Annotated in this window: 15 protein-coding genes; 4 read left to right on the forward strand and 11 right to left on the reverse strand. The window is 70.5% G+C overall.

Going from position 1 to position 13,867, the window contains the following annotated elements; genetic code table 11:
- The first annotated feature begins 70 nt into the window (after positions 1–70).
- Together MF672_RS10390 and MF672_RS10395 are read left to right on the forward strand one after the other, a co-directional pair.
- Positions 71–1,372 (forward strand): MATE family efflux transporter, encoded by a 1,302-nt coding sequence (locus MF672_RS10390; RefSeq protein WP_242374567.1) that lies wholly within the window; start codon positions 71–73, stop codon positions 1,370–1,372.
- A 67-nt stretch (positions 1,373–1,439) separates the two neighbouring features.
- Positions 1,440–2,918, forward strand: coding sequence for an APC family permease (locus MF672_RS10395; protein WP_242374568.1), 1,479 nt, complete (start codon positions 1,440–1,442; stop codon positions 2,916–2,918).
- A gap of 36 nt (positions 2,919–2,954) precedes the next feature.
- Here the strand turns inward: MF672_RS10395 and MF672_RS10400 are convergent, their stop codons facing one another.
- The 7 genes from MF672_RS10400 to rpsF all read right to left on the reverse strand — a co-directional run bounded on the left by MF672_RS10400 (position 2,955) and on the right by rpsF (position 7,263).
- Positions 2,955–3,698, reverse strand: a complete 744-nt coding sequence (locus MF672_RS10400; RefSeq protein ID WP_302893188.1) for an amino acid ABC transporter ATP-binding protein — start codon at positions 3,696–3,698, stop codon at positions 2,955–2,957.
- Complete coding sequence (locus MF672_RS10405) at positions 3,695–4,549, reverse strand: amino acid ABC transporter permease (RefSeq protein ID WP_242374569.1); 855 nt, start codon at positions 4,547–4,549, stop codon at positions 3,695–3,697. The genes MF672_RS10400 and MF672_RS10405 overlap by 4 nt, the downstream gene beginning before the upstream one ends.
- The gene (locus tag MF672_RS10410) at positions 4,546–5,403 is read right to left on the reverse strand and encodes an ABC transporter substrate-binding protein (protein WP_242374570.1); all 858 of its coding nucleotides are present in this window, start codon (positions 5,401–5,403) and stop codon (positions 4,546–4,548) included. Before MF672_RS10410 ends, MF672_RS10405 begins: the two co-directional genes overlap by 4 nt.
- 170 nt (positions 5,404–5,573) lie before the next feature.
- A complete protein-coding gene (gene rplI / locus MF672_RS10415) occupies positions 5,574–6,020 on the reverse strand; it encodes a 50S ribosomal protein L9 (RefSeq protein WP_242374571.1) in 447 nt (148 codons plus the stop codon).
- Between the two features lie 15 nt (positions 6,021–6,035).
- Positions 6,036–6,272 carry a 30S ribosomal protein S18 gene (gene rpsR / locus MF672_RS10420; RefSeq protein WP_020543048.1) on the reverse strand — a complete coding sequence of 79 codons (237 nt, stop codon included), beginning with the start codon at positions 6,270–6,272 and terminating at the stop codon, positions 6,036–6,038.
- Between the two features lie 63 nt (positions 6,273–6,335).
- Positions 6,336–6,893: a single-stranded DNA-binding protein gene (locus MF672_RS10425; RefSeq protein WP_242374573.1), complete on the reverse strand. Its 558-nt coding sequence runs from the start codon at positions 6,891–6,893 to the stop codon at positions 6,336–6,338.
- A gap of 79 nt (positions 6,894–6,972) precedes the next feature.
- Positions 6,973–7,263, reverse strand: coding sequence for a 30S ribosomal protein S6 (gene rpsF, locus MF672_RS10430; protein WP_055504125.1), 291 nt, complete (start codon positions 7,261–7,263; stop codon positions 6,973–6,975).
- Positions 7,264–7,454: 191 nt separating this feature from the next.
- On the opposite strand from rpsF, the gene MF672_RS10435 reads away from it, so the two are divergent.
- Positions 7,455–7,769, forward strand: a complete 315-nt coding sequence (locus MF672_RS10435; protein WP_242374574.1) for a hypothetical protein — start codon at positions 7,455–7,457, stop codon at positions 7,767–7,769.
- Positions 7,770–7,823: 54 nt separating this feature from the next.
- On the opposite strand, the gene MF672_RS10440 is transcribed toward MF672_RS10435, so the two are convergent.
- Entirely contained in the window at positions 7,824–8,000 is a 177-nt protein-coding gene (locus MF672_RS10440) for a hypothetical protein (protein ID WP_242374575.1), read from the reverse strand.
- Between the two features lie 73 nt (positions 8,001–8,073).
- On the opposite strand from MF672_RS10440, the gene MF672_RS10445 reads away from it, so the two are divergent.
- Positions 8,074–8,817 carry a deoxyribonuclease IV gene (locus MF672_RS10445; protein WP_242374576.1) on the forward strand — a complete coding sequence of 248 codons (744 nt, stop codon included), beginning with the start codon at positions 8,074–8,076 and terminating at the stop codon, positions 8,815–8,817.
- A gap of 63 nt (positions 8,818–8,880) precedes the next feature.
- On the opposite strand, the gene MF672_RS10450 is transcribed toward MF672_RS10445, so the two are convergent.
- From MF672_RS10450 to MF672_RS10460, 3 genes are read right to left on the reverse strand one after another with little or no spacing between them, the layout of a single operon-like run.
- The gene (locus MF672_RS10450; RefSeq protein WP_242374577.1) at positions 8,881–9,945 is read right to left on the reverse strand and encodes a mannosyltransferase family protein; all 1,065 of its coding nucleotides are present in this window, start codon (positions 9,943–9,945) and stop codon (positions 8,881–8,883) included.
- Entirely contained in the window at positions 9,942–11,264 is a 1,323-nt protein-coding gene (locus MF672_RS10455; RefSeq protein ID WP_242374579.1) for a glycosyltransferase family 87 protein, read from the reverse strand. The genes MF672_RS10450 and MF672_RS10455 overlap by 4 nt, the downstream gene beginning before the upstream one ends.
- Complete coding sequence (locus MF672_RS10460) at positions 11,261–13,825, reverse strand: transglycosylase domain-containing protein (RefSeq protein ID WP_242374580.1); 2,565 nt, start codon at positions 13,823–13,825, stop codon at positions 11,261–11,263. Before MF672_RS10460 ends, MF672_RS10455 begins: the two co-directional genes overlap by 4 nt.
- Positions 13,826–13,867 lie beyond the last annotated feature (42 nt).

The raw sequence follows: 13,867 nt of genomic DNA on the forward strand, positions 1-13,867 counted from the left end.
AAAGACTGTCCACCGGCTGTGGAGGAAAGAAAGTTGGCGCCGCATGTCGCGTAATGGGCATAATACTGGAATGCCCATTACGTCCAGAGATAGGGAGATCCTGCGGCTCGCGGTCCCCGCGTTCGGCGCGCTGGTGGCCGAGCCGCTCTTCCTGCTCGCCGACTACGCCATCGTCGGCCACGGCCTCGGCACCACGGCGGTCGGCGCGCTGGGCGTGGCGGGCACGGTCCTCGCGACCCTGGTGAACCTGTGCGTCTTCCTCGCGTACGGCACCACGGCGGCGGTGGCCAGGCAGACCGGGGCGGGCCGGCCCGGCCAGGCCATGCGCAGCGGCGTGGACGGCGTCTGGCTCGCCCTCGGCATCGGCGCGGCGCTGATCGCGCTGTTCTGGCCGCTCGCCCCGGCGCTGGTGGAGCTGTTCGGGGCGGAGCCTGGCCAGGCCGCGCAGGCGGTGACGTACCTGCGGATCAGCCTGCTGGGCGCGCCCGGGATGCTGGTCGTGCTGGCCGGCACCGGCGTGCTGCGGGGGCTCCAGGACACCGTGACGCCGCTGGCCGTGGCCGTCGGCTCGTTCGCGCTCAACGCCGCGCTGAACGCCTGGTTCGTGCTGGGCCTCGGCTGGGGCATCGCCGGGTCGGCGTGGGGCACGGTGCTCGCCCAGACGCTCGGCGCGGCCGTCTACCTGGCCGTGGTGGCGCGGGGCGCGCTGCGGCTCGGCACGTCGCTCGTCCCCCGTCCGAAGGGCGTCAGGCAGGCCGGCACGGCCGGGCTCGCGCTGCTCGTCCGCACGGTGTGCCTGCGGATCGTGCTGGTCGTGGCCACGATGATCGCCACCAGGATGGGCCAGGCCGAGCTGGCCGCGTACGCCATCGCCACCCAGGTGTGGACGCTGCTCGCCTTCGCCCTGGACGCCATCGCCATCGCCGGCCAGGCCATCACCGGCCGCTCGCTCGGCGCCGGCGACGTCGCGGCCACCAGGGACGCGACCAGGCGCATGATGCGGTGGGGCCTCTGGTCGGGCGTGGTGCTCGGCCTGCTGGTGCTGGCCGCCCGGCCGGTGCTGCCCGGGCTGTTCGACGCCGACCCGCGGGTCACCGCGCTGCTGCTGGCCCTGCTGTGGCCGGTGGCGCTGTTCCAGCCGGTGTGCGGGGTGGTGTTCGTGCTGGACGGCGTGCTCATCGGCGCGGGCGACCAGCGCTACCTGGCGTGGGCCGGGGTGTGGACGACGCTGGCGTACCTGCCGGCCGCCTTCCTCGCCTCCGGGCTGGGCGTCGTCGCCCTGTGGTGCGCGCTGGGCGTGTGGATGATCGCCCGGCTGGTCACCCTCACCCGCCGCGCGGCCGGAACTGCCTGGCTGGTAACCGGGGCGTAATCGTCCCGTGCTTGCTGTTGTCCAAGTGGTGAGACAGAGTGGGCGAGTTCCCTGAGCGGGGTGTTCCTTGTCCACGATTCTGCGACGATTACCGCCGTCCGCGGCCACCGGCCTGCGCACCGGCGCCCGGCACAGCCTGGCCGAGCTCTACCGCCCGGCCGACCTCGTCGTGCTCGGGCTCGGCGTGATGATCGGCGCCGGCGTCTTCTCCGTCGCCGGCCGCCAGGCCGCGACCGCGGCCGGGCCCGGCGTGATCCTCTCCTTCATGATCGCCGGCATCGCCTGCCTGCTGGCCTGCCTGTGCTACGCCGAGCTGTCGTCCACGATCCCGGCCTCCGGCAGCGCCTACACCTTCACCTACGTCATCTTCGGCGAGGTCTGGGCCTGGGTCATCGGCTGGGCCCTGATCCTGGAGCTGCAGCTCGCCGCGGCCGTCGTGGCCCGGGCGTGGGGCGAGATCGCGGTCGGCGCGCTGGCCCACGCCGGCGTGCGCCTGCCGGCGCCCGGCCTGGCCGCCGACCTGCTCGTGCTGGCGATCCTGGTGCTCCTGACCGGCGTGGTGGCGTTGAGCGCGCGGGTCGGGCTGCGGGCGTTGTGGGTCATGGTGGCGGCCAAGCTGCTGGCGATCGGCGCGGTCATCGTCGTCGGCCTGCCGCACGTCGACGCGCGCAACTTCGGCGAGTTCCACGTGCCGCCGAAGACGTTGTCCAGCGCCCCCGCGACCCTGCTGGAGGTCGTGGTGGGCGAGAGCCACGCGTTCGGCTGGTTCGGGATCTTCTCGGCGGCCTCGGCGATCGCCTTCGCCTACATCGGGTTCGACATCGTGGCGACGGCGGCCGAGGAGACCGTCAACGCGCCGCGCGCGGTGCCGAAGGGCATGATCCGCAGCCTGGTCGTGGCCACCGTGCTCTACGTCGCGGTGGCGCTGGTCATGGTGGGCATGGTGCCGTACACGAAGATCTCGGTGGACGCGCCGCTGGCCAGCGCGTTCCGGGCGGCGGGCGTGGGGTGGATGGCGCACGTCATCGACGTGGGCGCGCTGCTCGGGCTGACGACGGTCATCCTGGTGCTGATCGTGGGGCAGACGCGGGTGTTGTTCTCGATGGCCCGCGACGGGCTCATCCCGCGCGGGCTGGCCTCGGTCAGCCGCCGCTACCACACGCCGTCGCGGGTGACGCTGGTGATCGGCGGGATCGCGATCGTGCTGGCGGAGTTCGTGCCGGTGCTCACGTTGCAGGAGCTCGTGGTGCTGGGGACGTTGTTCGCGTTCGCGTTCGTGGCGGCCGGGGTGATCGTGGGACGGCGGCGCATGCCGCACCTGGAGCGCGGGTTCCGGGTGCCGCTGTCGCCGTTGCTGCCGGCGTTGTCGCTGGTGGCCACGCTCTGGCTCATGGTCAACCTGCGGGTGCTGACCTGGTTGTGGTTCGTCCTGTGGATGGTGTTCGGGCTCGCGGTCTACCTCGCCTACGGCCGCCGGCACAGCCTCCTGGCGCGCCCGGCCGAGCCGGTGGCCGCCGCGCGGAGCGGCGGCCGGCACCGCCGCTGACCGGCGGCCCTCAGGAGCGGCCCCCAAGAAGAGCCCTCAGAAGCGGCCCGAGTGCAGCACGCTCCGCAGGAACTCCTTGGTCCTGGCGTGCTCGGGCGCGCCGAAGAGCTGCTCCGGCGGCCCCTTCTCCAGCAGCACGCCGTCGTCCAGGAAGCACACGGTGTCGGAGATGTCCCGGCAGAAGCTCATCTCGTGGGTGGTCAGGATCATCGTCATGCCGGCGTCCTTCAGCTCCCTGATGATCGCCAGCACCTCCACCACGAGCTGCGGGTCGAGCGCCGAGGTCACCTCGTCCAGCAGCATCAGCCGGGGCTGCATGGCCAGCGCGCGGACGATCGCCACCCGCTGCTGCTGGCCGCCCGAGAGCCGGTCGGGGTAGTCGCGGGCCTTGTTCTCCAGCCCGAAGCGGCGCAGCAGCTCGTGCGCCTGCTCCTCGGCCCGCTCCTTGCCCACCTTGAGGACGCGGCGGGGGGCGAGCGTGATGTTGTCCAGCACGGTCATGTGCGGGAACAGGTTGAACGACTGGAAGACGATGCCGAGGCGCTTGCGCACGTCGTCCACGTTCACGCGGGGGTCGGTGATGTCCTCGCCGTCGAGCAGGATCGCGCCGTCGTCCACCGTCTCCAGCAGGTTGACGCAGCGCAGCAGCGTGGACTTGCCGGAGCCCGAGGCGCCGATGAGGCTCACCACCTCGTGCGGGCGCACCTCCAGGTCGATGCCCTTCAGCACGTCGTGGCCCTGGAAGGTCTTCCACACCCCGTCGATGGTCAGCAGGCTCATGCGCCGCGCCTCCTCCTGGCCCGCGCGGCCAGATGGTCGGTGAACCGCGCCAGCGGCACGGTGAGCAGCAGGAACAGCAGCGCGGCGGCCAGGTAGGGCGTGTAGTTGAACGTGCTCGCCACGTGGATCTGAGCCTGCCTGAGCGCCTCCAGCGGGCCGATCGTGGCCACCAGCGCGCTGTCCTTCTGCAACGAGACGAAGTCGTTGAGCAGCGGCGGCACCACCCGGCGGGTGGCCTGGGGCAGCACCACGTAGCGCATCGTCTTGGCGTGGCTCAGCCCCAGCGAACGCGCCGCCGCGACCTGGCTCGGGTGGATGGAGTCGATGCCCGCGCGGAACACCTCGGCCACGTACGCGCCGTACGACAGCGTCAGCGCGATGATCCCCAGCGTCACGAGGTTCGTGGGGATGCCCTGCAGCCGCAGCGCCGGCAGCCCGAACCCGATCAGGTAGATGACCAGGATCGTCGGCACGCCGCGGAACAGGTCGGTGTAGAGCGTGGCGAGCGCCCTGATCGGGAAGAACGCCGGCGTCCTGATGCCCCGGGCGAGCGCCGTCAGCAGGCCGATGACGAGCACCAGAGCCTCGGCGACGACGAAGATCTGGATGTTGAGCAGGAAGCCGCTCGCCACGTCGGGCAGCGCCGCGACGAAGTGGTCCCAGCTGAAGAACAGCTCCCGCACCCGCGGCCAGCCCGGCGAGCTCGCCACCGCCCACAACACGAGGACGAGGAACACGATCGTCGAGACCGTCGCGATCGAGGCCGAGCGGCGGCCGTGCGCGCGGCGGGCCCGCTCGCGCTCGCGCTGCCGCTCGGAGGGAACCCGTCCGGACGTGACCCGCTCGCTCATGAGAGCTCAGGCGCGCCCACCGCGGAGCCCAGCCACTGCTCCTCGATCTTGGCCAGCTCGCCCTTGGACCTGAGCGCGTCCACGGCCTTGTCCACGCACGGCTTGAGCGGGCTGCCCTTCTCCATGACCAGCCCGAACTCCTCCGGCGCGCCGCCGGTCGAGCTGAACTGGCCCACGATCTTGGCGTCCTCGATCTGCGCGGCCGTCACGTAGAACGCCGTCGGCAGGTCCACCACGAGGGCGTCCACCTGCTTGTTCTTCAGGGCGTTCACGGCGTCGATCTGCTCGTTGTAGACGTTGGGGTCGGCGGACGGCTTGATCACGCTCTTGACCGCCTCGAAGGACGTGGTGCCGACCTGCACGCCGATCTTGGCGTCCTTGAGCTCGGCCAGGCTCCTGGCCGCGGCGTACTTGCCGTCCTTGATCGCCACCACGGCCTGCTTCACCGTGTAGTAGCCCTTGCTGAAGTCGACGGCCTGGGCGCGCTTCTCGGTGATCGAGACCTGGTTGACGTCGAAGTCGAAGGTCTTCTTCCCCGGCGCGAACGCCGAGTCGAACTTGACCGTGGCCCACTGCACCTCGCTGCGGTCGAAGCCCAGCTCGCCGGCCACGGCGAAGGCGACCGCGCTCTCGAAGCCCTGGCCGTTGCTCGGGTCGTCGTCCTTGAACCACGGCTCGTAGGCGGGCTTGTCGGTGCCGATGGTCAGCTTCCCGGCGTTGACCAGGGTGAGCTGCTCCTTGGTGCAGGCCGTGGCGGACGAGGGAGCGGCCGAGGCGGTGCTCGCCGGTTCGTCCACGGGCGCGCAGCCGACGAGCGCCACGGCCAGCGCGAGCAGCATGAGGGGACGGGCCATGGCCAAGCCTCCAGGGGGAACGTGCCGAAAGACGAGCAGCATTCTACGAGGTCACCCGTCGGCCACGGCGGTCGGCCCAGGTCACGCCCTGACGGCGGCCCGCCGGGCGTTACCCGACGAAAAGGCCCCTCTCCGGGAGCGGAGAGGGGCCTTTCGCGAGAAGCGGCGGGTCAGCCCGCCACGACCTCCACGTCGAGGGAGGCCGACACCTCGGGGTGCAGCTTCACGGTGACGCGGTGGGAGCCGACGCTCTTGATCGGGTTGACGATCTCGATGCGGCGGCGGTCGAGCTGCGGGCCGCCGGCGGCCTTGACGGCGTCGGCGACGTCGCCCGTGGTGACCGAGCCGAACAGGCGACCGGAGTCGCCGGCGCGGGTGCTCAGGCGCACGCGCAGGGCGCCGAGCTGGCCGGCGACCTCCTTCGCGGTGCCGAGGTCGCGGATCTCGCGGGCGTCGCGGGCCTTGCGGATCGTGGCGATCTGCTTCTCGGCGCCGCGCGTCCACAGCATGGCGTAGCCGCGGGGGATGAGGTAGTTACGGCCGTAGCCGTCCTTGACCTCGACAACGTCGCCGGGGGCGCCGAGGCCGGAGACCTCGTTGGTGAGGATGAGCTTCATGTCGACAGAACCTCCTTAGCGCGCGGTGCTCGTGTAGGGCAGCAGAGCCACCTCACGGGCGTTCTTGATCGCGGTCGCGACGTCGCGCTGGTGCTGGGTGCAGTTGCCCGTCACCCGGCGCGCACGGATCTTGCCACGGTCGGAGATGAACTTCCGCAGCAGGGCCGTGTCCTTGTAGTCGACATAGGAGATCTTGTCGTGGCAGAACAGGCAAACCTTCTTCTTGGGCTTGCGCAGTGCCGGCTTGGCCATCGTGGTGCTCCTTTCAGAGCCCCGCCTTCCGGGCGGGAATGGTCTCGGACTGATGGACAGGGATTAGAAGGGAGGCTCGTCGCTGAAGTCGTTGCCGCCGCCGAAGCCGCCGCCGCCCTGCTGGCCGCCGCCGAAGCCGCCGCCACCGCCGCCACCGCCGAAGCCGCCACCGCCCTGGGGCGGGGCGGGCGTCGCGGAGGCCCACGGGTCGTCGGCCGGACCGCCGCCGAAGCCGCCACCGCCGCCGCCCTGACGGGAGGTGCGGTTGACCTTGGCGGTGGCGTTACGCAGGGACGGGCCGACCTCGTCGACCTCGACCTCGTAGACCGTGCGCTTCTCGCCTTCCTTGGTCTCGTAGGACCGCTGCTTGAGCCGCCCCTGAACGATGACCCGCATGCCGCGCTGCAGGCTCTCGGCGGCGTTCTCGGCCGCCTGCCGCCACACGTTGCAGGTCAGGAAGAGGCTCTCGCCGTCCTTCCACTCGTTGGTCTGGCGGTCCATGAACCGCGGAGTGGACGCGACGCGGAATCGAGCCACCGCTTGCCCCGTCGGGGTGAAGCGCAGCTCGGGGTCGTCGACGAGGTTGCCGACGATGGTGATAACGGTGTCGCCTGCTGCCATGGCTTGCGCTCGCCTTCCTGCACGCCTCTGCTTGGGTTACGGCTCAGACTACGACTGCCTCCCGACAAAAAGCCGGGAGTCAGTGCACGTCGGGGCGGAGGACCTTGGTGCGCAGAATGCCCTCGTTGAGGTTCATCTGCCGGTCGAGCTCCTTGACCGTCGCGGGCTCCGCGGACAGGTCGATGACGGCGTAGATGCCTTCCGACTTCTTGTTGATGTCGTAGGCGAGGCGGCGACGGCCCCAGACGTCGACCTTCTCCACGGTGCCGCCGTCGTTGCGGACCACGGTGAGGAACTGGTCAAGGGACGGCGCGACAGTGCGCTCGTCGAGTGAAGGGTCCAGGATGACCATTACTTCGTAACGACGCATGCGGACTCCAACCTCCTCTGGACTCTTGCGGTCACGACACTCTGCCGTGACAGGAGGACGCTGACGTATGGACCGGGGCGCCCACTTCGGCGCCGCCGGGGCGATGGATCACCCATCACAACGCAGCGTGCCCCAGGTTACCAGCCGCGAGTACGTGGGAAGGCCCCTAAGCAGAGAAGGGGGTGGTGGCAGTGCCACACGTGCTTCAGCCCTCCCAGAGGGAGAAGTTCAGGCTCACGCTCAACACCGACGGGCGTTCACACCCCGTCGAGAACATCATGTCCGTCGCCACGCTGGTGCTCGGGATCGTGGCCTTCGTCTCGACGTTCTGGCCGGCCGCGCACGCGATCTCGGCCTGGGTCGGCGCGCTCGGCTTCGGCGTCGGCCTGTTCTCCCAGTACATCTCGGCTACCACGCCGCAGCGCTCGCTCAACGTCATCGGGCTGGTGGGCTCGTTCGTGGGGGCCGCTCTCGGCATCGCCCACGGTGGGTTCCTGCCCATGTGACCCCTTCGCGCACAACTACGGCCCCGGAGTTCCGGGGCCGTCGTGCTATGTCGTTCAGCCGATGTGCAGGTTGATCCCGAGCAGGACGAGGAACCACAGGAACACCGCCAGCAACGCCTCGGCGACGTCCTTCAGCAGACCGGGCGTGATGTAGTCGTAGACCCAGGCCACGTATAACCCGATGATCACGTAGACCAGGACGATCAGCGCACGCACGCGCCATCTCGACATATCGCTCTCCTCGCATAGGGGGTCCCTGGCGACTGCCCGGTGGGGCCCGTACCAAACGGATAAGCTCGGTGACATGGTGCGCATCGGAGCTCATGTCGATCAGGACGATCCGGCCGCGCGGGCCGGCGAGATCGGGGCCGAGGTGGTCCAGTTCTTCCTCGGCGACCCGCAGGGCTACGCCAAGCCGGTGCTGCCCGCCAAGCCGGTCGAGGGCGTCGACGTCTACGTCCACGCGCCCTACCTGATCAACGTGGCGACCACCAACAACCGCATCAGGATCCCCAGCCGCAAGCTGCTGGAGCAGCACCTCAAGGCGGCCGCCGGGCTGGGCGCGAAGGGCCTGGTGGTGCACGGCGGCCACGTCAACAAGAGCGACGACCCGCAGACCGGCTTCGACAACTGGCGCAAGGTGTTCGAGCGCATGGAGTGCCCGATCCCCGTGCTGATCGAGAACACCGCGGGCGGCGGCAACGCGATGGCCCGCACGCTGGAGCGCATCGGCCGGCTCTGGGACGCCCTCGACGGCTTCGACGTGGGCTTCTGCCTCGACACCTGCCACGCGCACGCGGGCGGCGAGGAGCTGGTCGACCTGGTGGAGCGGGTCAAGGCCATCACCGGCCGCATCGACCTCGTCCACTGCAACGACTCCCGCGACGCCTTCGGCTCGGGCGCCGACCGCCACGCCAACCTCGGCCAGGGCACCATCGACCCCGAGCTGATCCTCGCCGTGTGCCGCGCGGCCGGCGCGCCGATCGTGGTGGAGACGCCGGGCGACGGCCAGGCCGACGACATCGCGTTCCTGAGGAAGAACCTGTAGCGGTTGCACACAGGCTGTGGATAACTTCCCTGGATTACCGAGACCAGAAAACGGGTAAAGACTTCAGCCCGCCCAGGCGCCACTGAGGAACCGGGTGGTGTTCAGCAACATCAGCGGCCCGCAGATCAGCACATACAGCGCGATCACCCACCGCCGCCCGGTCGCCACCTTCGCCACCAGCACCCACAGCGGGAACCACAGCAGCAGCGAACGCGGGATCGACAGGTAGTACGCCGAGGTCATCAGCGCCGCCGCCTGCGCCCCCGTGTAGACCACCTCGCTCCAGCGGCGCAGCACGAGCAGCCACACCAGCACCGCGATCGCGACCACCGCCCCGGCGATCTCCATGCGGAAGGCCACCGCGAAGTCGTCGCCGCCCATCGCCGAGCGCCAGGTCGTCCGCCAGGCGTCCCACGGCCAGACGAACTCCCGGCCCCAGCCGGCCTCCTGCGCGTGCTTCCACGCCAGCCAGTCGCCCGACCTGGAGTAGTGGTAGAAGGAGTAGGCCACCAGCGGCGCGAAGGGCACCAGCAGCCAGCCCGCCCGGCGCGGCGGCTCCCGCCGCACCCCGAACTCCACGATCAGCGCCACCGCCAGGAACAACCCGGTGATCCGCACGCACGACGCCCCCGCCGCCAGCAGCGCCGCCTGCGCCCAGCGCCCCTGCCGGGCGGCCAGCCACGCGGGGATCGCGAAGGCCAGGAACAACGCCTCGCTGTAGCCCGCCATCAGGAACACCGCCATCGGGAAGGCCAGCAGCGCCGCCACCGCCATCCACCCGTCGGCGCCCTCGTGCTCGGCCAGCCGGGCCAGCGCCACCATCGCCACCGCGCCCGCCACCAGCGAGATCAGCAGCCCGGCGGTCTCCCAGTCGGGCACCGCCAGGTGCACCACCCGCAGCGCGGCGGGCAGGCCCGGGAAGAACGCGGGCAGCCCCTCGTCCGGGGGCTTGCCCGGCTCGCCGTCGTAGCCGTACTGGGCGATGGTGATGAACAGCCCGGCGTCCCACTTGCGCCACTTGCCGGCGTACTCGGCGAAGCTCACGCCGAGCAACGTCGACATCAGCAGCCCGGCCCGGGAGCCGAACCAGAGCAGCAGCGCGTCCCTGCCGACCGCGCGAGTGATCATCTCAGGACGGTGGCCAGGGTGACGCGGTCGGGGGCGCCGTCGAACACGCCGCCGGCCTGGTCGTCGAGCTCCGCCTGGCGGACCACGTCCTTGTCGGGCCGCAGGACGTCCCGTACCACGAAGGCCATCATGATCCCGATGGTAATGATCCGTCCCCACACGGCGGTGAAGTACGTGTCATCACCGATGCCCAGGTCGTCCCGGCTGAGCGGCGGCTGGGAGAGCAGGTAGAGCCAGATCGCGGCGAAGTACCAGACCTCGGCGAGCTGCCACAGCACCAGCGGCTTCCAGTTGGGCCGGGCCAGCACCGCGAAGGGCACCAGCCACAGCACGAACTGCGGCGACCACACCTTGTTCGTCATCATGAACGCGGCCAGCGCGAGGAAGCAGAGCTGCGCGAGACGCGGCCGGCGCGGCGCGGCCAGCGCGAGCACCGCGATGCCGACGCACAGCAGCGCCAGCGAGACCGTGCCGAGCATGCTGACGTCCTTCTCGCCGAGGATCGGCCAGCCCTTGTTCTGGAAGAACAGCCACGGCGAGCCCCAGTCGATCCCGCGCTCGGCGGAGAAGACGTAGAACCTGCGCCAGCCCTCGAAAGCGAAGATCATGAACGGCGCGTTGACCGCGATCCACGCGCCCGCCGCCGAGCCGATCGTCACCAGGAACGGCCGCCACTTGGCGGTGCGCAAGGTGAGCAGGAACAACGCCCCGGCGAACATCAGCGGATAGAACTTCGTGGCGATCGCCAGCCCCAGCAGCACCCCGGCCAGCACCTGCCGCTTGCGCGCCCAGGCCAGCAGCATGCCCATCGACAGCGCGCCCGCCACCAGGTCCCAGTTGATGTACGCCGCCAGCACCACGGCCGGCGAGATCGCGTACCAGAGCGCGTCCCAGCGCCGGGTCGGCCCGGCCACCGCCGCCATCAGCAGCACGCCGGCCACCAGGCAGAGCCCGAGCAGGATGACGGTCAGGTCGTAGAACTTGACCGCCTGCCCCACCACGTCGCGCTCCGCCCAGCGCACGACCCAGCTGATGACCTGCATGACCTCGCCCAGCACCACCGGGTACTCGACCTGCTTGTCGAAGGGCACCTGGGCGAAGTAGGGGTTCTCGGTGGACAGGCTCCGGTCGAAGAACAGCGGGTAGATGTCGGTGTAGCAGAAGTTCGTGTACGTCGAGACCTGGTCGTTCCAGCCGCCGGTGCGGCAGGGCAGGCGCACCACGTACGCGAGGCTCGCCCCCAGGGCCGCGATCAGCCCCAGGGGCAGGAAAGGGACGGCACGCGCCGCCAGGGGGACGCGTGCCACGACGCTGGTCACCAGCCCTCTCGTCCCGAGGGCCGCGGCGCGGGAGCCAGGCCCCCGCCGCCGCCGAACCCGCCGCCGAACCCGCCGTTGTCCCCACCGTTGCCCTGGTCGGCGGCGCCGTCGTCGTTGATGCCGAAGTTGTCGCTGTTGGTGGCGTCGCCGTTGTCACAGGGCTGGACGAGGCAGTCCTGGTTGGCGTTGCCGTTGTCGCCGAACGGGTCCTGGTCGCCGAACGGGTCGTCGGTCTTCGTCGGCGTCGGGGTGGGCGTCGGGCTCGGCACGATGTTCTCGGGCAGGCCGACGTCGGACTTCTGCGGGAACTGCTCGATCGGCTTGCCCTCGTGCGCGGCCAGCATGAACTTCTGCCAGGCGATGGTGGGCGGGCCGGCGCCCTCGAAGCCGAGCGACACCTCGCGCGGCTGCGTGTAGGGGTTGTTGACGCCGTACTTCTTGCTCACCTTGCCGCCGGGCGTGATCGGGCAGTTGGAGTGCAGCGGCGGGACGACCTTGCCGTCCTTCCTGACGCACTGCTCGCGGTAGAACCCGACGGCGGTGGAGAGCTGCGGCGTGTAGCCGACGAACCAGGCGCCGTTCTCGTCGTTGTTGGTGCCGGTCTTGCCGGCCGCCGGGCGGCTGCCGAGGCCCTTGCCGGCCGCGGTGCCGCTGCGCAGCACCTCCTGCATGGCCACGGTGGCGTCGGCGGCCACGCCGGCGTCGATGACCTGCTTGGAGACCCGCTGCTCGCCGTAGACCAGCTTGTTGTTCTGCTTGACCTCGCGCACCACGTGCCAGCGGGTGTACTTGCCGCCGTTGGCGAAGATCGAGTAGCCGGCGGCCTGCTCGACCGGGGTCACCGGGGCGCTGCCGATGGCGAACTGGTAGTGGTGCCTCTTGACGTCGTCCTCCATGTCCTTGCTGTCGAACCCAGCCGCCTCGACGAGGTTCTTCACGTCGTCGAGCTGGTTGGGCAGCTTGTACGCCATGGACACGAACGCGGTGTTCACCGACTGGGCGGTGGCCTTGACGACGTCGACCGCCTGGCCGACGTTGTGGCTGTTCTTGATGCCGCCGGGCTGCTGGCCGGGCAGGACCTTCGGCACGGTCTCGTTGCCCGGCACGTAGCTCTTCAGCGAGTAGCCGGCCTGCAGCCAGGCGGCCAGCACGTACGGCTTGAACGCCGAGGCGGCCTGCTTCTTCGACTGGAAGGGCTCGTTCCACGGGTCGGTGATGTAGTTGGTGCCGCCGTAGAAGGCGATGACGCGGCCGTTCCTCGGGTCGACGGCGGCGAGCCCGGCGTGGAACTCCTTGCTCATGCCGGACATCGTGCTGGTGACGGCCTCCTTGGCGGCCTGCATCAGCTTGCGGTCGAAGGTGGTGTAGATGTGGAAGCCGCCGCTCCTGACCGCGTCCTCGGTGAGGCCGCGCGACTCCAGCTCGTTGAGCACCACCCGGACCATGTAGCCCTTCATGCCGCCCATCTCGTTGCCGGCGTTCTCCTTGACCGTCTTGGGGAACTTCGCCGTCTGCGGCAGGGTGCCGTACTTGTCCGGCCACTGCCTGGCCATGTAGTCGACGACGGTCTTGAAGCGGGCCTGCAGCGCGGCCGCGTCGGAGGACCAGGCGGGCTGCTGGATGCGGGCGGCGAGGTAGGCGCTCTGCTCGGGGGTGAGCTTGGCGGCGGTGACCTTGTTGCCGAAGTACGCCTTGGCGGCGGCCTCGACCCCGTAGGCGCGGCCGAAGGGCACGGTGTTGAGGTAGCGCTGGAGGATCTCGTCCTTGGGCAGCGACTCGCTGAGCTTGACCGCGACGAAGATCTCGCTGACCTTGCGCTTGATCGACACTTCCCGGCTGAGGCCGTCGTAGTAGTTGCGGGCCATCTGCTGGGTGATGGTCGAGGCGCCCTGGAGCTGCTGGCCGGTGGCGGTCATGTAGACCGAGCGGAAGATGCCGGAGATCGAGATGCCGGAGTCCTCGTAGAACGAGGGGTTCTCGATGGCGATCACGGCGTCGCGCATGGAGGGGGCCATCTGCGACAGCTTGACGATCTCGCGCTTCATGCCGAGGCTCGTGATCGGCTTGCCGTCGGAGAAGTAGATCGTGCTCTGCTGGGCGACCGCGTCGGCCTGGGTGCCCGTGGGCACCTCGGTGTTGGCGTAGGCCACCATGACCATGCCGAACAGGCCGGCCGCGATCACCACGAAGCCGGCCACGACGATCTTCCAGCTCGGCACGAACCTGCGCCAGCCGCCCCGGTCCTTCTTGGTGGGCGGCGCGGGCGGGCCGGGGGGCTCGGGCGGGCCGCCGGCGGCGGCTCGCCGGCGCGAGCGGCGCGGGCCCTCGCTGATCACGGTCTCCTGGTTGCTCGCCACGCGGGTGTCCGCCCGCTCCTGGCGGGCCCGCGAGCGGCCGCCGCGCCCGGGAGGAGCGCCCTGCCCAGGGGGAGCGCCCTGCCCAGGAGGAGCGCCCTGGCCCGGCGGGGGCACGGGCTCGCGGCGCGGGGGCGTCGGCTCGCGGCGCGGCGGCATGGGCTCGCGGCGCGGCGGGGGCTGCGCGTCGTACGGCTGCGCGGCCATCGCGCCCGTCTGCTCGTAGGCGGCTTCCGGACGACGCGGCGG

The sequence above is a fragment of the Actinomadura luzonensis genome, from assembly GCF_022664455.2.
GTDB lineage: Bacteria > Actinomycetota > Actinomycetes > Streptosporangiales > Streptosporangiaceae > Nonomuraea > Nonomuraea luzonensis.

Bases quoted from the DNA above. Each gene is read 5' to 3' on its own strand.
- MF672_RS10390 (WP_242374567.1), top strand. From the start codon at position 71: ATGCCCATTACGTCCAGAGATAGGGAGATCCTGCGGCTCGCGGTCCCC.
- MF672_RS10400 (WP_302893188.1), bottom strand. From the start codon at position 3,698: ATGAGCCTGCTGACCATCGACGGGGTGTGGAAGACCTTCCAGGGCCAC.
- MF672_RS10405 (WP_242374569.1), bottom strand. From the start codon at position 4,549: ATGAGCGAGCGGGTCACGTCCGGACGGGTTCCCTCCGAGCGGCAGCGC.
- MF672_RS10410 (WP_242374570.1), bottom strand. From the start codon at position 5,403: ATGGCCCGTCCCCTCATGCTGCTCGCGCTGGCCGTGGCGCTCGTCGGC.
- rplI (WP_242374571.1), bottom strand. From the start codon at position 6,020: ATGAAGCTCATCCTCACCAACGAGGTCTCCGGCCTCGGCGCCCCCGGC.
- rpsR (WP_020543048.1), bottom strand. From the start codon at position 6,272: ATGGCCAAGCCGGCACTGCGCAAGCCCAAGAAGAAGGTTTGCCTGTTC.
- MF672_RS10425 (WP_242374573.1), bottom strand. From the start codon at position 6,893: ATGGCAGCAGGCGACACCGTTATCACCATCGTCGGCAACCTCGTCGAC.
- rpsF (WP_055504125.1), bottom strand. From the start codon at position 7,263: ATGCGTCGTTACGAAGTAATGGTCATCCTGGACCCTTCACTCGACGAG.
- MF672_RS10440 (WP_242374575.1), bottom strand. From the start codon at position 8,000: ATGTCGAGATGGCGCGTGCGTGCGCTGATCGTCCTGGTCTACGTGATC.
- MF672_RS10445 (WP_242374576.1), top strand. From the start codon at position 8,074: ATGGTGCGCATCGGAGCTCATGTCGATCAGGACGATCCGGCCGCGCGG.
- MF672_RS10450 (WP_242374577.1), bottom strand. From the start codon at position 9,945: ATGATCACTCGCGCGGTCGGCAGGGACGCGCTGCTGCTCTGGTTCGGC.
- MF672_RS10460 (WP_242374580.1), bottom strand. From the start codon at position 13,825: ATGGCCGCGCAGCCGTACGACGCGCAGCCCCCGCCGCGCCGCGAGCCC.